Genomic DNA, 18,437 nt, shown 5'->3' on the forward strand with positions numbered 1-18,437 from the left:
GTGCGGCCATCGGCGCCCCAACGACGAAGCCGTCGCGGGTCGCACTGCGGCAAAAAGGGGACATTCTTTCCAATGCGCAACAATCTGTTCGTAGGCGTGGCCGCGGTCGCGCTGGTCATGCCGGCTGCCGCAATGGCGCAGGAGACCACGTCCTCGATCCGCGGCACGGTGACCGCGAACGGCGCGCCGGTGGCAGGCTCGACGGTTACGATCCTGAACGTCCCGACCGGTGGGACCTCGACCGTCACCACCGACGCCAGCGGCAGCTTCAACGCCACCGGTCTTCGCGTTGGGGGCCCCTACACGGTCACGGTCGCTGCGCCCGGCTATGCCTCGACGCAAGTGACCGACATTCAGACGGTTGTTGCGCAAAGCTTTGAGCTGCCGATCGAATTGACGGCCGAAAGCGCTGGCGGCGGCGACATCGTCGTGACCGCTTCCCGCCTGCCGAATGCCCGCAACCTGAGCCAGGGCCCGGCGACCGTTCTTTCGGCTGCGCAGATCGCCAGCGTCGCCTCCGTCAATCGCGACGTGCGCGACCTGATGCGCCGCGACCCTTTCGCGCGCCTCGACTATTCGGAAGGCAACGGCCGCGCGGTCAGCTTCGCCGGCCAGAATGCGCGCTACAATCGCTTTTCGATCGACGGCGTGCCGGTCACCGACAATTTCGGCCTGAATCCAGACGGTCTGCCCACGCGCCGTTCTCCCGTCCCGTTCGACGCGATTGGCCAGTTCCAGACCAAGGTCGCTCCGTATGACGTCCGCGAGGGCAATTTTCAGGGCGGCGCGATCAACGCGATCCTGAAGTCGGGCACGAACGAATTCCATGGTACAGGCTTCTACGCCTATTCCGCCGACGAACTGACCGGCAAGCGCACAAAGGCGGGTCCGGGCGTGCCGACCGGGCGGGTGACAATCCCGAACTTCAAATATGAGAATTACGGCGCCGAACTTTCCGGCCCGATCATCAAGGACAAATTGTTCTTCATGGTCGCGGGCGAACGCGTCCGCGCCGGTACGCCGATCGTGGAAGGCACCCCGGGGAACAACGCCGGCACCGTCATCCCGAACATCACCGATGCGGCGGTTCAGCAGATCCAGCAGATTGCGCAGAGCCGTTACGGCTATAACACCGGCGGCGTCCTGAACAATTCGGACGATCGCGACGACCGCTTGGTCGCCAAGCTGGACGCGAACCTCTCCGATACCCAGCGCGCGTCGGTGACGTACATGTACACGAAGGACCAGATCCGCTTTAATCAGAACACGCAGGTCGGCACGTCGAGCAGCACCGGCAACGCGCCGGGGCTCGGGCTGGAATCGAACGGCTACGTCGGCTCCAACCGCCTGCATGCCGGCGTCGTTCAGTTGAATTCTGACTGGTCGGACGAGTTCTCGACCGAGGCGCGTGGCTTCTACAAGGACTACAAGCGCGGCCAGGACCCGATCCTGGGTCGTGGCTTTGCGCAATTCCAGGTCTGCACCGCCGCCCAGTCGGACCGCGGCACGTTCGGTGCCAACGGCGGCACCAATATCGACCTCTCGACCAATTGCGCCGGCGGATCGGGTGTCGTCTCGTTCGGCCCAGATATCTCGCGTCAATCGAACGAGTTGAGCAGCCGAACCTGGGGCGGCACGGTGCAGGCGCGCCTGACCCGCGACGACCACGACCTGCGCGTCTTCGGCGAGATGTCGGATACGAAGATCGTCAACCTGTTCGTGCAAAGCACGGCGGGCAATTATTACTTCGACTCGATCGCGGACTTCCAGGCGGGTAACGCCCAGCGCCTGCGCTATTCGAATGCGGTGCCGTCGCTGAACCCCATCGATGGCGCGGCGCGCTTCCAGTATCAGTCCTACGCCTTCGGCATTCAGGACAATTGGCGGATAAACGATCTGCTGACGCTGTCTTACGGCATGCGCTACGATATGTACGGGGGACACGGCCGTCCGGCGCTCAATCAAAATTTCGTGAACCGGTACGGCTTCACGAACCAGAACTACATTTCGGGGAAGGGCGTGTTCCAGCCGCGGATCGGCTTTGATTTCAAGCCGACGTCGCAGCTCACCTTCCGTGGCGGCATCGGGATCTTCTCTGGCGGCTCGCCCGACGTCTATATCTCGAACAGCTATTCGAACACGGGCTTCCTGACCAACAGCATCGACGTCACCCAGTTCAACAATGGCAACTACTCGATCGGTACCGGCGGCCAGATCCTGACCAACGTCAGCGGCACGACCATCCCGGCGGCGGCGAACACCGAACTGAAGAGCGCCTCGTCGTCGCAGAACGCACCAACGAACGCGCTCGCACGCGACTTCCGGCTGCCGTCGCAGTGGCGCGGCACGCTGTCGGCGGATTACGACACCGACTTCGGCGGGTTCCTCGGCGGCGGCTGGCACTTCGGCGCCGACTTCCTGTGGTCGAAGGTACGCGATCAGGTGTATTTCGCCGATTATCGCGTCGTCCCGAGCGGCATGACGACTCCGGATGGTCGCCTGCGATATCAATCGGTGACGACGTTCGGTGACCGCTTCCAGGACATCGTGCTGACCAATACCTCGCAGGGCCGCACCTATATTGGCGTTGCGCGCTTCGATAAGTCGTTCGACCGGTGGCTGAACATCTCCGCCAGCTATACGTATCAGGACGTCAAGGACAAGACGCCCGCGACCTCGTCGACCGCCGGTTCCAATTACGGCAATGGCGCATTCTTCGACGGCAGCGGCGCGAGCTATGGCGTGTCAAACGATCAGGTGCGCCACTTCATCAAATATGGCGCAACCTTCGACCACGCGTTCTTCGGCGACTACAAGACCAATGTCGCGATCTTCGGCGAGACCCGCATCGGCAAGCCGTTCAGCTATACGATGCAGGACACCTCATCGAACCGCAGTCCGATCTTCGGGAACGTCGGCACTCAGGCGCGCTATTTGATGTACGTGCCGACCTCGACCACCGATCCGCTGGTCAGCTATGGCGACACGATCGTGAACGGCGTGGTCACGCAGACCGCGGCGCAGACTGCCGCCAATCTGGACGCACTCATCAAGTCGTCGGGCCTGTCGAAATTCCGTGGCAAAATCGCACCGCGCAACGCCTTCAACTCGCCGTGGTTCACGAAGATCGATCTTCATGTCTCGCAGGAAGTACCAACGGGGCTGGGCGCCAGCCGCATCACCCTGTTCGCCGATGTCGAGAATGTCGCCAACCTGATCAACAAAAACTGGGGACAGATCCGCGAGTATGCGTTCCCTTACACGACCGCCGCGGTCCAGGTGGATTGCCTCAAGGTAGCGGTGCCCACCGGCACGGCACCGGGGAGCAACAAGGCGCAGAACAACACGACCGACACCTGCGCCCAGTATCGCTACACCGCTCCCCGCGTCGCGCCGGATCAGCAGAATGTGATCTCCTCGCGTCAGTCGCTCTATTCGGTCCGCATCGGCGCGCGCTTCAGCTTCTGATCGCGCCTCTCGTCCGGCTTCCGGGCCGCCGTTCCTTCGGGCACGGCGGCCCTTCTTTTTGCGCGCGGCCCGCAGGCGGTGTAGGAAGGGCGCGATGGCGACTTCCGCGACTTCCGTCTCCGCTGCTCCTGCCCCGTCCGCTTATGCCGGCACGCCGGAGCGTCCGCTGTTCGTCCGGCCGTTCTTCGAGAACAAGGCCTCGGCGTTCTGGAAGCTCCAGGCGGTCGGCTGGACCGGCTATCTGGTGCTGCGGCTCGTCTCCTCGCTGAGCAGCAATGCCTCGTTACAGGTGATCGGCTCGGTGCTGATCGAGTCGATCATCGGCTACTGCATTACGCTGTTGCTATCGGTGCTGTACGGGTACTACCGGCAGTTGCCGCGCGTCACCGGCATCCTGCTGTCGATCTTCACGCTTGCCGCGGCGACGTTCCTCTACGCGACGCTCTACGCCTTCTCGTTCAGCCTGATCCGACTGGCGGCGCCGGGCGTCGACCTGACGCTGCTGCTCGCCGCGCTCTTCCTCAGCTTCACGACGCTCGCCGGCTGGTCTGCGCTGTATTTCGGGATCAATTTCTACCTGATCCTCGAGGATCAGATCGACCAGATGGAGCATCTGGAGAATCAAGCGTCCTCCGCGCAGCTCGCGATGCTGCGCTACCAGCTCAACCCGCACTTCCTCTTCAACACGCTCAATTCGATCTCGACGCTGGTGCTGCTGAAGCAGACCGAGCGGGCGAATGCGATGCTGAGCCGGCTCTCGTCGTTCCTGCGCTACACGCTCGCCAACGAACCGACCGCGCACGTCACCGTCGCGCAGGAGGTCGAGACGCTGAAACTGTATCTCGAAATCGAGAAGATGCGGTTCGAGGACCGGCTGCGCCCGAAATTCGACATCGATCCGGCGGCGGAAAAGGCGCGGCTACCGTCGCTGCTGCTCCAGCCGCTCGTTGAAAACGCGATCAAATATGCCGTGACGCCGCAAGAGGATGGCGCGGAAATCTGCGTCACCATTCGGCTCGTCGGTGACAGGGTGCTGCTCGGCGTATCCGATACCGGCCCGGGTTTGATGCCGACGAAATCGCGGCCAAGCCTTTCAACCGGCGTGGGCATCGCCAATATCAGGGAGCGGCTGGCACAGGCTTACGGGCCGGACCACCGCTTCGATGTGCGGGCCATGCCGACGGGCGGGTTCGGGGTCGAGATCGAGATCCCGTACCAGCTCGAAGTACCGAACAGAGAGGTGTGATGACCATTCGTACCATCCTCGTCGATGACGAGCCGCTTGCGATCCAGGGGCTCGAACTGCGGCTACAGGCGCACGACGACGTCGAGATCATTGCCAAGTGCCAGAACGGCCGCGAGGCGATCAGCGCGATCAAGACCCACAAGCCCGACCTCGTCTTCCTCGACATTCAGATGCCGGGTTTCGACGGCTTTTCGGTCGTACAGGGACTGATGGACGTCGAGCCGCCGCTCTTCGTGTTCGTCACGGCCTATTCCGACCATGCGATCCGCGCGTTCGAGGCGCAGGCCACCGACTATCTGATGAAGCCGGTCGAGGAGTCGCGGCTTGCCGACACGCTCGACCGCGTGCGCCAGCGGCTGTCCGAGCGACAGAGCGCGGGCGAGGCGGAGAAGCTCAAGGAAGCGCTGGCCGAGCACGCGCCGGAAGCGGCGGCGGAAATGGCCGATGGTGGTGACGCGGTGAACGCCAGCCGCTTCGAAAAGATGATCAACATCAAGGATCAGGGCCAGATCTTCCGCGTCGACGTCGACACGATCGAGCGGATCGATGCCGCCGGGGACTATATGGTGATCTACACCGGCGACCGGAATCTGATCCTGCGCGAGACAATGAAGGACCTCGAAAAGCGGCTCGACCCGCGCCGCTTCCAGCGCATCCATCGCTCGACGATCGTCAATCTCGATCTGGTCAAGCAGGTGAAGCCGCATACCAACGGCGAATGCTTCCTCGTGCTCGACTCGGGCGCGAACGTGAAGGTCAGCCGCAGCTATCGCGACGTGGTGGCGCGCTTCGTCCATTGATCTCGCCCGAAAACATCAGGGTCTCGGCACTCTATCGTTTCGCCCGCTTCGACGATCCGCACGCGCTGCGCGAGCCGCTGCTCGCCGCCGCACGCGCGGCGGGAATCAGGGGCACGCTGCTGCTCGCGAGCGAAGGGATCAACGGCACGATCGCAGGCGCGCCCGACGCGCTCGATATGGTGATCGCGCATATCCGCGCGCTACCCGGCTGTGCTGAGTTGTCGCTAAAGCATAGCTGGGCCGAGGCGATGCCGTTCCACCGGCTGAAGGTAAAGGTGAGGCGAGAGATCGTGACGATGGGCGTTACGGTCGACCCGCTGACCGATGCCGGCACCTATGTCGCCCCGGCCGAGTGGAACGCGCTGATCGCCGATCCGGAGACGTTGGTGATCGATACGCGAAACGACTATGAGGTCGCGGTCGGCACCTTCGCGGGCGCGGTCGATCCGAAGACCGCCGGCTTTGCGGACTTTCCCGATTGGTTCCGCAGTCAGCGTGAGACATTGCTGGCCGGCAAGAAACGAGTCGCGATGTTCTGCACGGGCGGCATCCGCTGCGAGAAGTCGACCGCTTTCCTGAAGGCGGAAGGCGTCGAGCAGGTCCACCACCTCGACGGCGGTATCCTGCGCTATCTGGAAGAAGTACCGGCGGCCGAGAGTACGTGGCGAGGCGAATGTTTCGTCTTCGACCAGCGGGTCGCCGTTGGGCACGGGCTCGCGCCGGGAACGCATCTGCTGTGCTTCGCGTGTCGGATGCCGGTCAGCGCGACCGATCGCGCCTCCCCCGATTATGCCGAAGGCGTGAGTTGCCCTGCCTGCGCTGGCGAGCGCACTGCGGAGGAACGCGCCGGTTATGCCGAGCGCCACCGCCAGGAACGGCTCGCGGCGGCACGTGGCGAAGCGCACGTCGGCCGTACATTCGATCAGGAATGATGCCCCGCCGGACACGGTCTCGGATCGCCTTGCGGACCTAATCCAGATCGGTAGCGTTTCCCTCCTGTAACGACATGGCGATACCGGGGGCTTGTTGAATGACGATCGATCGACAGCGCGTCGAGAATGGCGGGCTGATCCTCTTCCTGCTGCTGATTTCGGTCGGATTGCTGCTGGTCGTCTCCGGGTTCCTGGGCGCGCTGCTTTGGGCGGCCTTGGCGGCGTTGCTATTTCAGCCGATCTTCCAGCGCTTCGCGCGGCGCTGGCCGGCGCGGCGCAACACAGCGGCGGCACTGACGCTGCTGGTCATCACTTTTGCGGTGGTCATCCCGGCGCTGATCCTCGGCAGCATGATCGTCGATCAGGCAGCGGGCGTGTACGAGCAGATGCGCAGCGGCCAGATCGATTTCGCCATGTACTTCAAGCAGGTACACGATGCGTTGCCGTCGCGCTTGCAGCAATTGTTGGACAGCGCCGGACTGAACAGCTTGGAGCGGGCACAGGCGCGCGTCACCGCGACGCTGAGCAACAGCGCCAGCGTCCTCACGCGGCAGGCACTCTCGATCGGCGCCAACGCGGCGGCCTTCCTGCTGGCGTTTGGTGTCGGGCTGTACGTCACCTTCTTCCTGCTGCGCGACGGAGAGCGGATCGGACCGGCGATCGTGCGCGCGCTGCCGCTGGAACGGCCAGTCGCAGAGCGGCTCGCCGAGAAATTCGTGACTGTCGTCCGCGCGACGATCAAGGGGTCTGGCGTCGTGGCACTCGTTCAAGGGGCGCTGGGAGCGATCACCTTCTGGATCGTCGGCCTGCCCGCGGCATTGCTATGGGGCGTGCTGATGGCGGTGGCCGCGCTGCTACCGGCGATCGGCCCGGCGATCATCTGGGGACCGGTCGCGGTATACCTGCTCGCGACGGGTGCGATCTGGCAGGCGGTGGTGGTAATGGTGTCGGGCATCTTCGTGATCGGTCTGGCCGACAACGTGCTGCGGCCGATCCTTGTCGGGCGCGATACCGGGCTGCCCGACTGGCTTGTGCTGGTGACGACGCTGGGCGGGATCGACCTGCTGGGGCTGAGCGGGATCGTCGTCGGACCCGTCGTGGGGGCGCTGTTCCTGACGGGTTGGGCGATCCTGTGCGAGCAGCGCGAGGCTGGCGTGACAGCCGACGATCGCCTTCCCGAGCGTTAATGAGCGCCTCCAAAAAACCGAGATGATCGTCATCGCTGCGCGAGCGGGGAGCATCGCCCCCCCGCTCGCGCCATGCCATTCGGTGAACGGCGCGCCTGGCTTTCCGCCGTCGTAAGACTGACGCTCACCGTTTCAGCGCGCCAACACCCCTCCCTTCCCCCTCCGCGCGCATTCCGCTACAGGCGCGCGCATGCTTTCTCTCAACGGCATCACCGTGCGGCTTGGCGGCCGCACGATCCTCGACCGCGCCAGTGCCGCGCTTCCCCCGGGCAGCCGCGTCGGGCTGATCGGTCGCAACGGCGCGGGCAAGTCGACGATGGTGCGCGTCATCGCCGGGCTGCTCGAACCTGATGAGGGTTCGGCAGACATGCCGCGCGGCGCACGGATCGGCTATATCGCGCAAGAGGCGCCCGCCGGTGACTCGACCCCGCTGGAAACGGTGCTCGCCGCCGACACCGAGCGCGCTGCGCTGCTGGAGGAGGCCGAGGCGTTCGACGGCACCGGCTGCATGGACCGGCTCGGTGAGGTCCACGATCGGCTGATCGCGATCGATGCCTATGCGGCCCCATCGCGCGCAGCGCGGATCCTTGTCGGCCTCGGCTTCGACGAAGAGGCGCAGAGCCGGCCGCTCGACAGCTTTTCGGGCGGATGGAAGATGCGCGTCGCGCTGGCCGCGCTGCTGTTCTCGCAGCCCGACCTGTTGCTGCTCGACGAACCCAGCAACCACCTCGATCTCGAAGCGGTGATGTGGCTGGAGGATTTCCTCAAAAGCTACCGCGCGACGATCGTCGTTGTCAGCCACGAGCGCGACTTCCTGAACAACGTCGTCGACCACATCCTGCACCTGCAAAACGGCAAGACGACGCTCTACCCCGGCGGCTATGACGCCTTCGAGCGCCAGCGCGCCGAACGGCTCGCGCAGTTGGCGGCGGCGAAGGCGAATCAAGACGCGCAACGCGCCAAGCTGCAGGACTATGTCGCGCGCAACTCCGCCCGCGCCTCAACTGCGAAGCAAGCGCAGAGCCGCGCCAAGATGCTCGCCAAGATGCAGCCGATCGCCGAGGCGGTGAACGACCCGACGCTCAGCTTCGACTTTCCGAATCCGACCGAGTTGCGCCCGCCGCTCATCACACTCGATCACGCGGCCGTCGGCTATGGCGACACGCCGATCCTGTCGCGGCTTAACCTGCGGATGGACCCCGAGGATCGGATCGCGTTGCTCGGCCGCAACGGCAACGGCAAGACGACGCTGGCGCGGCTGCTGGCGGCGCAACTGACCCCACTCGCGGGCGAGATGAACGCCACCGGCAAGATGAAGGTCGGTTACTTCACCCAGTATCAGGTCGAAGAACTTGAGGCCGACGATACCCCGCTTGCGCACATGACGCGGGTGATGTCGGGCGCCACCCCGGCAGCGGTGCGTGGGCAACTCGGACGGTTCGGCTTCTCGGGGGACCGCGCGACCGCGCGCGTCGGCAGCATGTCGGGCGGCGAGCGCGCGCGGCTGGCGCTGGCGCTGGTTACGCGCGAGGCCCCGCACCTGCTGATCCTCGACGAGCCGACCAACCACCTCGACGTCGACGCGCGGGAGGCGCTGGTCCAGGCGCTCAACGCCTATACCGGCGCAGTGCTGCTGGTCAGCCACGATCGCCACATGGTCGAGCTGAGCGCCGACCGGCTGGTGCTGGTCGACAATGGCACCGCCAAGGAGTTCGACGGCAGCCTCGACGATTATATCGCTTTCGTGCTGGCCGGCGACGGCAAGGGCTCGGATAAGCACAAGGGCAGCAAGCAGGATCGCAAGGCTGCAGCCGCTGCACGCGAGAATGACAAGGCGCTGAAGAAGGAAGCGCGCGACGCCGAGGCGGAACTGTCAAAGCTGACCACGGAGCGCGCGGCGATCGATCGCGCGATGTTCGACCCGTCGACTGCCGAGGCGAAATACGCGAAGCTGACGATGACCGAGTTGATGAAGCAGCGCGCCGAGCTGAACGACCGCATCGAGGCGGCGGAAGCGCGCTGGATGTCCGCCAGCGAGGCGATGGAGACGGCGTAACCGTCAGCGCGGCTGTGGTAAACCTTTGTCATCCCGGGTAGACCCGGGATGACGTAAGAAGCTTTACGCCTCGTTCTCGTCCGCTTCCTCGTCGCCACCCTCGGCAGCGTTCTCGAAATACGCCTCGACCGGCCCGGTCAGCTTGATCGTCAGCGGACGGCCGTGACGGTCGACCTTCTTGCCCAGCGCGACGCGGACCCAGCCTTCGGACATGCTATATTCCTCGACGTCGCGGCGCTCGACGCCCTTGAAGCGGATGCCGACGCCGCGTTGCAGGGCGCCCTGGTCGAAGAACGGGCTCGACGGATCGATCGACAGATGGTCGGGAGGAGTATCGCTCATGCCGCGCCCTTGCCGCAAAGCGGCGCGCGCGGCCACAAAAAACGGCGCGGGGATCGTCCCCCGCGCCGTCGTTCACCTCACCAGCCGTAATAGCCCGGCGTGTCATAGCCGCGATAATAGCCGCGCGGCTCGTAATAGACCCGCGGGGGTGGCGGCGCGTAATAACGCTCGCGGTAGTAAACCCGCGGCGGCGGCGCGTAATACGAACGATCGTCATAGTAATAGCCGCGATCGTCATAACGGCGGTCGTAATAACGATCGCGATTGCTCGACGCGATCGCCGCGCCGAGCCCCAGCCCGATCACGCCACCGATCAGCGCGCCCGCCGCGGTGTCGCCGCCCCGGTCGCGGTGGCGCCAGTAACGCTGCGCCTCCGCGGGCGCGGCACTGGCCAGGGCTGTCGCCATCAGGCCGGTGGCCAAAACGGCCTTCTTCAACGCAGACATAAACCGGACCTCCTGCACTCGCTCGCCTGTTGGACTGAACGCATTTGTGTGCGAGCCTGTGCCACGGCTATGCCCCGCGTCGGCTGAACAGGTGCAGAATGGAGTATTCATGCGCGGTTTAATCGAGGGACGAGCGTGGCTTATTGGCTGTTGAAGACGGAGCCGGGCAGCTATGGCTGGAACGATCTTGAGCGCGAGCGCGAGACCGGATGGACCGGCGTGCGCAACCATGCCGCAGCCGCGCATCTGCGTGCGATGACTGTCGGCGACCAGGTGCTCATCTACCATAGCGGTACCCACAAGGCGGCGGTCGGAGTTGCCGAGGTGGTGCGCGCAGCGCGATGGCGAGGCACCGTGGGTGTCGGTGGCGATTGCCGCCGGTGCGCCGCTGGCGAACCCGGTCACGCTGGCGGCGATGAAGGCCGATCCCGCCCTGCGTGCGTTGGCAATGCTCCGCCAATCGCGGCTGTCGGTCAGCCCGGTTGGCGTAGACGAATGGCAGGCGATCATGGCGTTGGCGTAGAAGCTGGCTGCCCTCACGCTTAAGGGCACGAAGCGGAAATATTCCGTTACTTTTCATGATCTCGACACAATCGCCGCCTAGCCGCCGCAACGGGAAGCCGAGCGCTTCGCCGGGAACAAGCGCCGCAGCAGTCGGCGCCCTGCAAAGCCTTCCCATTGTTTCATAAGGGGTTCTCATGCGTCGTTCGTCGAAATCGATCCTGCTCGCCGGCCTGTTCGCCGGCGTGGCTTTGACCACCCTGCCCGCCGCCGCGCAGACCGCCGGCGTTGCGCCTGCCGCGACCAACGCGGCCCCGGACGCCGGAGACACCGGTTTGGGCGAAGTAGTGGTGACCGCCGAGCGCCGCACCGAGAATCTGCGCCGCGTGCCGGTATCGGTCGCGGTGGTCAACGGCGACGATCTGCGCACCTTTCAGGCGGGTGGTGAGGACGCGCTGGCGCTCGCCGGCCGCGTGCCCGGCCTGTATGCCGAGACGACCACCGGCCGCATCTTCCCCCGCTTCTACATCCGCGGGCTCGGCAACATCGATTTCTACCTCGGCGCGTCGCAGCCGGTGTCGATCATCCAGGACGATGTCGTGCTGGAGCACGTCGTCCTCAAGTCGAACCCGGTCTATGACGTTGCCAATGTCGAGGTGCTGCGCGGCCCTCAGGGCTCGCTGTTCGGGCGCAACACCACCGCGGGTATCATCAAGTTCGACACGATCGGTCCCGGCCAGACGTGGACGAGCCGCTTCAACGCCTCCTACGGCTCGTACAACACCGTCACCTTCGACGGCGGGGTCGGCGGACCGATCGTGCAGGACAAGATCGCAGTCCGGCTGTCCGGGCTGTACCAGCATCGCGACAACTGGATCGACAACGATTATACCGGCCTGAGCCGTGACGGCACGCGGCCGGGCCGCGACGCCATGGGCGGCTTCGACGAGCGCGACGCGCGCCTGCAGGTGCTGCTGACCCCGACCGAGACGCTGTCGGTCAACCTGTCCGGTCACGTCCGCTCCTACGAGGGTACGTCGACGGTCTTCCACCGCGGCGCACTCATCAAGGGGCAGAACAACATCAACCTCGAACCGCGCGACCGGGTCGCGCTCGATGAGGGCGCGAACAACCCGCAGGCGTACAAGACCTATGGCGGGTCCGTGAACGCGGCGTGGGATTTCGGCGCAGCGACGCTGACCTCGATCACCGCCTATGAGACCACCTCGGGCTATAGCCGTGGCGACACCGACGGCGGCGCGGCGACCAACTTCGGCAACAGCGGCTATGGCGAGAGCATGGGCCGGGTCCGCGACCTCGACCAGTGGACGCAGGAAGTGCGACTGGCCAGCAATGGTGACGGCGCGTTCAAATGGCAGTTCGGCGGCTTCTATTTCGACAGCCGCGACGTCACCGAATTCTACCAGCGCGGGTATTTTCTGCTGCCGAATGACCCCCAGCGCAACGTCAACAACTGGGTGCGGCTGCACAACGTCAACACCAGCTGGGCGGTGTTCGGGCAGGCGAGCTATCGCCTTGCCGAGCGCCTGACGCTGACCGCCGGTGCGCGCTACACCGAGGACGACAAGGAAACGCAGCTTGTCCGCGCGGGGCGGAACGCCGCAGGCACGGTCGACACCTTCCCGGCGACAGCACCGCGCGCGGTCAAGCTGACCGGCAAGGAGCCGAGCTGGGATCTGTCGGCGCTGTACGAGATTGACCCGACCGCGAGCATCTATGCCCGCGTCGCGCGCGGCTTCCGCGGCCCGACGATCCAGGGGCGTTCGGCGGTGTTCAACACGCCGTTCTCGACCGCCAACAGCGAGACGATCATGTCGTACGAGGCGGGCGTGAAGACGCAGCCGACCTCGAAGCTGCGCCTCAACGCCACCGCCTTCGCCTACCGGGTCAACGACATCCAGCTGAACGGCAACGACGCGAACGGCAACGGCACGTTGTTCAACGCCGATCACGCCAATGCCTACGGCGTCGAGGCGGAGATGGATTGGCGGCCGATCCGCAACATCACCTTCTCGCTGGGCGGTAGCGCGATCCATACCGAGATCAAGGACAAGAACGTCTTTGCGCAAGTGTGTCAGTTCGGCCCCAACGTGACGTGCACGGTGCTGAACCAGACGGTGGGCGCGACGATCTTCGGCCAGCCCGCGACGTTGGCGCAAATCGACGGCAATCCGCTGCCCAATGCGCCGCGCTGGCAGGTCGATGCAGCGGTTCGCTACGACATTCCGCTGTCGGATCGCGGCAACTTCTTCGTGGCCAGCGACGTCAACATGCAGGGCTACACGAACTTCGTCCTGTACAAGACCCGCGAGTTCTTCGCGAGCGACAATCTGGAACTGGGGCTCAAGGCTGGCTTCACTACTGCCGATGGCCGCTATGAGATCGCGGCGTTCGCGCGCAACATCACCAACGAGAAGAACCTGAAGGGCGTAATCGAAAACTACAACGCTGCAGTGTTCAACGAGCCGCGGATCGTCGGCGTCTCGCTGAGCGGCAAGTTCGACTGAGGTGATATTTGGGGAGGCTTCGGCCTCCCCTTCGCCCCCCGTCATTCCCGCGCAGGCGGGAATCCAGAACCTCGGACGCCGCGGCCCTTGCAAAGATCCGCTCGTCTGGATTCCCGCCTGCGCGGGAATGACGAAGCGTTCGCTTACCCGATCTCCTCGATCCACCCCGGCAACTCCGCCAGCCGCGCCAGTTGGCGGAAGCGCGGATGATCGGTGGGCGCGGTCGCCACTTCATGCGCCCACGCCAGCGGCTGCGGAATGTACGCGCCCCATGCCCCGGCCTCCAGCGCGGGGAGCACATCCGAGCGCATCGAATCGCCTGCCATCACCGCGCGTTCGGGCGCGCAGCCGTAGCGGTGGAAGACGCGCACGAACGTCTCCGCGCGCTTGTCGCTGACGATCTCCACGCCGGTGAAGAGCTGCCCCAGCCCGGATGCGGCCAGCTTCACCTCCTGATGGAGCAGATCGCCCTTGGTCACCAGCACCAGCCGCCCCAACGCGGCCAGCTGTTCGAGCGTCTCGCCGATGCCGTCAAGCAACTCGACCGGATGTGCGAGCAACTCGCGCCCGATCGCGAGGATGCGGCGGACACTCGCGGCGGGCAGATCGTCGCCCGCCAGTTCGAGCGCGGTCTCGACCATCGAGAGCGTGAAGCTCTTCGCGCCATAACCGTAATGGCGCAGGTTGCGGATCTCGATCGCCTGCATCCGTTCGCGCGCCGCGGCATCGTCCGCATAAGGCGCGACCAGATCGGCGAACGCCTGCTCGGCGGCGGCGAAGAAGCGCATGTTGTGCCACAAGGTGTCGTCGGCATCGAGGCAGATGAGATCGATCGGCATGGCGGCGCTTCTACCGGTCTCAGAGTTCGCGCACCAGCCGCACCCCGAGCGTCGGGCGCGCGCGGTGATGGCGATGTTTTTCGAGGCCCGCCGCGGCCTGCACGTTGACCCTGGCGGCCAGCCGCTGATGCAGTTGCGGCGCAACGCGCACCAGCCGCTCGCGCCCGCCCGCGACATTCAGCTCGACCCCCGCGATCGTGCCGGCAGTGACGTCGTAAAAGGTCGCATGGTTGAGCAGCAACGCGTTGCGGCCGTTGCGGCGCCTGAGCGCGATATCGTCGACGCCGACCATGTTCATCATGCTCCAGCGCGCCGTGAAGCGATGCCCGGCCATGTAGAGCAACGAGTTGCTGTAGCGCCCTGTCTCGCGGTCGTAGATGCCGAGATATTGCACGCCGTGCGCGCTGCGCCCGTCGGCCGACGCGCCGAATGCCGCCTGCAGCCCGAGCTTGAACGCCTCCAGCTTCGCGCCGTTGAACGGCAGCTCGAACTCGACCGCCATGCCGTCGGCAAACGCATATTCGACCTCCGGCGCCCATTCGGCGACACGCGGACGGAACGGCGAGGTAGTCATCGCCAGCGCATTGACCTCCATCTCGCCCTTGTGCGCGCCGAGCGGGCGCATCATGTCGAAGATCATCGGCTCGGGAATTACCGGATATGCGGTCTGCGCCGCCGCGCTCGTCGCGGTGAGGAGCGTGGTCGCGAACAGGGTCGTAGCGGTGGCGATACGCATCGGGGGCTCCGTCGGAAATGAGAGCCGGGGTCCTATCCGGGTGGCGCGGCGCGGGCGTGGATGGCCGGTGACGTTGTGTTGCCATCCCAATGACTTGGGCTCGTGAATGTTGCGAATGTTGAGACGCTGGCGGGGTCAACGGGCGGGTAGCGGTGGGGCGGTGAGAGGCGTGGAGATGGGGGGGTGCGAGCGGGCATCGGCGGAAGATATCATGCCGCTGCTTTCGTAGGACAGATGGGAGGCTGGCTGCCCCGTTGATGTCATACAATACGGTGGCAGCGGGTCGGTCCTATCGTTGTCTCGAAGCCGCCGCGTTGGCGTCACATCGCGCTGCGATGCCGGCGTGTTGGCGGCGACGGGGACAGGTGGGTGCGCAGGGCTTTGTGGATGACCGTCGGCGTCGGCGCGCTCCTGCTGAGCGGCTTCGTCTACCAACATATCGCCGAGCGGATCGACGCAATGCGTCATCCCGCGCCCGGCCAGATGATCGCGGTCGGCGATCATCGCCTGCACCTGTGGTGCGTCGGGCGCGGAACACCGACCGTTCTGCTGCTGTCGGGCGACGGCACGCCCTCGGTGACGATGTACGCCGCGCAGCGCCGGATCGCCGCCGACACGCGCGTGTGCAGCTATGACCGGGCCGGTCTGGGCTGGAGCGACCCGGCGACGCGCGCGATGGGGCTGCGCGAGCAGGTCGACGATCTGGAACGGTTGCTGGCGCGTGGCGGCGTCGCGGGGCCGCTGGTGCTGGTACCGGAGTCGGGCGGCAACGTCATCGCGCTCGCATTCTTCCGCCGCGCGCCGCACCGCGTGGCCGCGATGGCGATGGTCGACGGGTCGGAGCCGACGTTGTGGTTCCGCGGCATCACCGACGACTTCCCGATGCTGCGCCTGACCGATCCGCTGTGGCAGGCGGGATGGCGGCTGGGGATCGTCCGGCTGATCCTGCCCTTTGCGATACCGTCCTGGGTCGAGGACCTGCCGCCCGATCTGCGCGGGCAGTTCGACGCGGTCTGGTCACGCGCGATGCCGGCGCAGGCGCGTGATCCGATCGACCGCTGGGAGAAAACGCCGGTTGCGGAACGGCCGCAGCCTGTGCCCGGTTTGCTGGGCGACCGGCCGCTGATCGTGATCCGGCACGGCCTCGCCGGCGGGATGGGCGTGCCCGAGAAGTACGAAGCCGGGTGGCCGGCGGCGCAGGCGCGGCTCGCAGCGCTGTCGCGTGTCAGCGAGACCGGTGGTGGCGACGCGGAACCATCATCCGATCGCCGAGGAGAACCCGGCGTTGGTGAGCAAGCAGGTGCGCAGGGTGATCGCGCGGGTGCGGGCGGAAAAATGAGAACGGCCACCGCCGGATGGGCGGTGGCCGATTGATCTCTCATTGGCCCGCCACGGGCGAAGCCCGTGTCGTCGGACGGCGCTGTAGCGCCGCAGGCCGGCCCGGCTTTTGCTCGCGGGCAGCATAGCTGCCCGCGTCGCCGCCGGGCTTACGCTGCCTTCGAGCGGCTCGCGCGCTTGCGCTCGTTCGGGTCGAGGTGGCGCTTGCGCAGGCGGATCGACTTCGGGGTCACTTCGACCATCTCGTCGTCGTCGATGTACGCAATCGCCTGCTCCAGCGTCATCTTCTTCGGCGGGGTCAGGCGGATCGCATCGTCCTTGCCGCCGGACGCGCGGAAGTTGGTGAGCTGCTTCGCCTTCATCGGATTGACCTCAAGGTCATCCGTCTTGGCGTTCTCGCCGACGATCATGCCCTCGTACAGCGCCTCGCCGTGGCCGACGAACAGGATGCCGCGATCCTCGAGCGGGCCGAGGGCATAGCCCTGTGCTTCGCCCGCACCATTCGAGATCAGCACGCCGTTCTTGCGGCCTTCGATCGTGCCCTTGTGCGGACCGTACTTTTCGAACAGCCGGTTCATGATCCCGGTGCCGCGCGTGTCCGACAGGAACTCGCCGTGATAGCCGATCATGCCGCGCGACGGCGCCGAGAAGGTGATACGCGTCTTGCCGCCCGTCGACGGGCGCATGTCGGTCATCTCCGCCTTGCGCAGGTTCATCTTCTCGACGACCGTACCCGAATGCTCTTCATCGACGTCGATGATGACGGTTTCGTACGGCTCGGTCTTCTTGCCGTTCTCGTCCTCGCCGAACAGCACGCGCGGGCGGCTGATCCCCAGCTCGAAACCCTCGCGGCGCATCGTCTCGATCAGCACGCCGAGCTGAAGCTCGCCGCGCCCGGCAACCTCGAAGCTGTCACGGTCGGCGGCTTCGGTCACCTTGATCGCAACGTTGGTTTCCGCTTCGCGCATCAGGCGGTCGCGGATCATGCGGCTGGTGACCTTGCTGCCTTCACGCCCCGCCATCGGCGAATCGTTGACCGCAAAACGCATCGACAGCGTCGGCGGATCGATCGGCTGCGCCTGGATCGGCACGCTGACGGTGGTGTCGCAGATCGTGTTCGCGACGGTCGCGACCGCGAGCCCGGCGAGCGAGATGATGTCGCCCGCGCGCGCCTCTTCGACCGGCACACGCTCCAGCCCGCGAAAGCTCATCAGCTTCGACGCGCGGCCGGTCTCGATCACATTGCCCATGTTGTCGAGCGCGTGGATCGGCTGGTTCAGCTTCACCACGCCCGACTGGACGCGGCCCGTGAGGATACGGCCGAGGAAGTTGTCACGGTCGAGCAGCGTCACGAGGAAGCTGAACGGCGCGTCCTGATCCAGCGACGGCGGCGGAACGTGATCGACGATCGTCTGGAACATCGGGGTCAGCGTGCCCTCGCGACGGTCCATGTCGGTCGACGCATAGCCGTTACGGCCGGAGGCGTACAGAACGGGGAAGTCGAGCTGGTCGTCGTTCGCCTCGAGCGCGACGAAGAGGTCGAACACCTCGTCGAGCACTTCCTGAATACGCGCGTCCGAACGGTCGACCTTGTTGACGACCACGATCGGGCGCAGGCCCAGCGCCAGCGCCTTGCCGGTCACGAACTTCGTCTGCGGCATCGCGCCCTCGGCAGCGTCGACCAGCAGGATCACGCCGTCGACCATCGAGAGGATGCGCTCGACCTCGCCGCCGAAGTCGGCGTGGCCGGGCGTGTCGACGATGTTGATGCGCACGCCTTCCCACTCGATCGAGGTCGGCTTGGCGAGAATGGTGATCCCGCGCTCCTTTTCGAGATCGTTCGAGTCCATCGCGCGCTCTTCCACGCGCTGGTTGTCGCGGAACGTACCGGACTGACGGAACAACTGGTCGACGAGAGTGGTCTTGCCATGATCGACGTGCGCGATGATGGCGATATTGCGCAGGTTCATACGGGTTCCTGAGGGTGGCCCGCTTGTCCGCAGGCAGTTTCGCCGCGG

At 65.5% G+C, this 18,437-nt stretch carries 13 protein-coding genes and 1 pseudogene; 9 read left to right on the forward strand and 5 right to left on the reverse strand.

Annotation, left to right across the window (positions count from 1 at the left end):
- Positions 1 to 72 precede the first annotated feature (72 nt).
- From BACI71_RS13250 to BACI71_RS13275, 6 genes are all read left to right on the forward strand, one after another.
- Entirely contained in the window at positions 73 to 3,468 is a 3,396-nt protein-coding gene (locus BACI71_RS13250; protein WP_159759343.1) for a TonB-dependent receptor, read from the forward strand.
- Between the two features lie 94 nt (positions 3,469 to 3,562).
- Positions 3,563 to 4,714 (forward strand): sensor histidine kinase, encoded by a 1,152-nt coding sequence (locus tag BACI71_RS13255; protein WP_159759345.1) that lies wholly within the window; start codon positions 3,563 to 3,565, stop codon positions 4,712 to 4,714.
- Positions 4,714 to 5,514 (forward strand): LytR/AlgR family response regulator transcription factor, encoded by an 801-nt coding sequence (locus BACI71_RS13260; RefSeq protein ID WP_159759347.1) that lies wholly within the window; start codon positions 4,714 to 4,716, stop codon positions 5,512 to 5,514. The genes BACI71_RS13255 and BACI71_RS13260 overlap by 1 nt, the downstream gene beginning before the upstream one ends.
- A complete protein-coding gene (gene trhO / locus BACI71_RS13265) occupies positions 5,511 to 6,446 on the forward strand; it encodes an oxygen-dependent tRNA uridine(34) hydroxylase TrhO (protein WP_236552983.1) in 936 nt (311 codons plus the stop codon). The genes BACI71_RS13260 and trhO overlap by 4 nt, the downstream gene beginning before the upstream one ends.
- A gap of 98 nt (positions 6,447 to 6,544) precedes the next feature.
- Positions 6,545 to 7,633, forward strand: coding sequence for an AI-2E family transporter (locus tag BACI71_RS13270; RefSeq protein ID WP_159759351.1), 1,089 nt, complete (start codon positions 6,545 to 6,547; stop codon positions 7,631 to 7,633).
- A gap of 190 nt (positions 7,634 to 7,823) precedes the next feature.
- Positions 7,824 to 9,689: an ABC-F family ATP-binding cassette domain-containing protein gene (locus tag BACI71_RS13275; protein ID WP_159759354.1), complete on the forward strand. Its 1,866-nt coding sequence runs from the start codon at positions 7,824 to 7,826 to the stop codon at positions 9,687 to 9,689.
- A 63-nt stretch (positions 9,690 to 9,752) separates the two neighbouring features.
- Here BACI71_RS13275 and BACI71_RS13280 read toward each other — a convergent pair whose 3' ends face one another.
- Both BACI71_RS13280 and BACI71_RS13285 read right to left on the reverse strand, forming a co-directional pair.
- The gene (locus BACI71_RS13280; protein ID WP_159759356.1) at positions 9,753 to 10,031 is read right to left on the reverse strand and encodes a DUF3297 family protein; all 279 of its coding nucleotides are present in this window, start codon (positions 10,029 to 10,031) and stop codon (positions 9,753 to 9,755) included.
- A gap of 77 nt (positions 10,032 to 10,108) precedes the next feature.
- The gene (locus tag BACI71_RS13285; protein WP_159759358.1) at positions 10,109 to 10,477 is read right to left on the reverse strand and encodes a hypothetical protein; all 369 of its coding nucleotides are present in this window, start codon (positions 10,475 to 10,477) and stop codon (positions 10,109 to 10,111) included.
- Positions 10,478 to 10,612: 135 nt separating this feature from the next.
- Here BACI71_RS13285 and BACI71_RS13290 point away from each other — a divergent pair.
- Together BACI71_RS13290 and BACI71_RS13295 are read left to right on the forward strand one after the other, a co-directional pair.
- Positions 10,613 to 11,000, forward strand: a pseudogene (locus BACI71_RS13290) (EVE domain-containing protein).
- Between the two features lie 175 nt (positions 11,001 to 11,175).
- Positions 11,176 to 13,506, forward strand: a complete 2,331-nt coding sequence (locus tag BACI71_RS13295; protein ID WP_159759360.1) for a TonB-dependent receptor — start codon at positions 11,176 to 11,178, stop codon at positions 13,504 to 13,506.
- A gap of 143 nt (positions 13,507 to 13,649) precedes the next feature.
- On the opposite strand, the gene BACI71_RS13300 is transcribed toward BACI71_RS13295, so the two are convergent.
- The gene (locus BACI71_RS13300) at positions 13,650 to 14,345 is read right to left on the reverse strand and encodes an HAD family hydrolase (RefSeq protein WP_159759362.1); all 696 of its coding nucleotides are present in this window, start codon (positions 14,343 to 14,345) and stop codon (positions 13,650 to 13,652) included.
- Between the two features lie 19 nt (positions 14,346 to 14,364).
- Positions 14,365 to 15,081 (reverse strand): hypothetical protein, encoded by a 717-nt coding sequence (locus BACI71_RS13305; RefSeq protein WP_159759364.1) that lies wholly within the window; start codon positions 15,079 to 15,081, stop codon positions 14,365 to 14,367.
- Between the two features lie 387 nt (positions 15,082 to 15,468).
- Between BACI71_RS13305 and BACI71_RS13310 the strand changes: the two genes are divergently transcribed.
- The gene (locus BACI71_RS13310) at positions 15,469 to 16,455 is read left to right on the forward strand and encodes an alpha/beta fold hydrolase (protein WP_159759366.1); all 987 of its coding nucleotides are present in this window, start codon (positions 15,469 to 15,471) and stop codon (positions 16,453 to 16,455) included.
- Positions 16,456 to 16,568: 113 nt separating this feature from the next.
- Here the strand turns inward: BACI71_RS13310 and typA are convergent, their stop codons facing one another.
- Positions 16,569 to 18,389, reverse strand: a complete 1,821-nt coding sequence (gene typA, locus BACI71_RS13315; protein ID WP_159759368.1) for a translational GTPase TypA — start codon at positions 18,387 to 18,389, stop codon at positions 16,569 to 16,571.
- Positions 18,390 to 18,437: the final 48 nt, after the last annotated feature.

The sequence above is a fragment of the Sphingomonas sp. 8AM genome (assembly GCF_902506455.1).
GTDB lineage: Bacteria > Pseudomonadota > Alphaproteobacteria > Sphingomonadales > Sphingomonadaceae > Sphingomonas.